Source organism: Mycobacterium sp. NGS41 (genome assembly GCF_059812725.1).
In genome coordinates, this window is record NZ_JCALDF010000079.1 from 1 (window position 1) to 838 (window position 838).

An 838-nucleotide genomic window follows, 5' to 3' on the forward strand; every position below is an offset into this window, starting at 1 on the left:
GGCGGATTCATACGGTCAATGCAACATCTATGAGTTGGAGGTTGCGATGCCGAAGGGATCCCCGCGACCGAGGTCGGTTCGTCGAGATGTCTTCGATCGGGTTTGTCAGGGCGCGAGTATTCGAGAAGCGGCCTGCGCGGTCGGGGTGCACTACAACACTGCCTGGTGGTGGTGGCGCGATGCTGGAGCCATGAAATTGCTAATGAGTGGCCGTGGTCGTCGGGGGGTGGCCGATGCCGGCAACATGGCGCTGTCAGGTGGGCGGGGGCATCGACTCAGCTTTGATGAGCGCATCGAGATCATGCGGGGGCTAGACATGGGCTGCAGTCAAGCTGAGATCGCTCGCCGGATCGAGCGGGACCGGTCGGTGGTGTGTCGAGAAATCAAGCGCAATAGCCTTCCCGACGGGGATTATCACGCCCGGATGGCTCATGCCCGTGCCGGCGATAATGCGCGCCGGCCCAAGGAGTTCAAGCTCAAGAACAATCCGTTGTGCACGGTCATCGAGGCGTGGATGGATCAGGGCTGGAGTCCGCGGCTGATCGCGGAGATATTGGCGTGCGAATACGCCGATGACAAGCTGATGAGGGTGAGTCACGAGACCATCTACCAGTGCCTGTATGTGCAGACCCGGGGCAGTCTGCGCGCTGATTTGCACAAATGCCTGTCCACCAAGCGAGCCTCACGCAAACGACGGGGCCCCAACACGCGCCGCGGGACGTTTAGCAACGGCGAGGAATTCAAGATCGCCGATCGCCCGCCGGAAGCCGATGACCGCGCGGTACCCGGCCATTGGGAGGGGGATTTGATCGTGGGGCCTAAAAACAGCGCGATCGGC

General features: G+C 61.7%; 1 protein-coding gene. It reads left to right on the top strand.

The window, feature by feature from the left end; translation table 11 throughout:
• Positions 1-46: 46 nt before the first annotated feature.
• Positions 47-838 (top strand): IS30 family transposase (locus AC5Y21_RS26005; protein ID WP_499917027.1); only part of this gene is annotated, 792 nt, incomplete at its 3' end.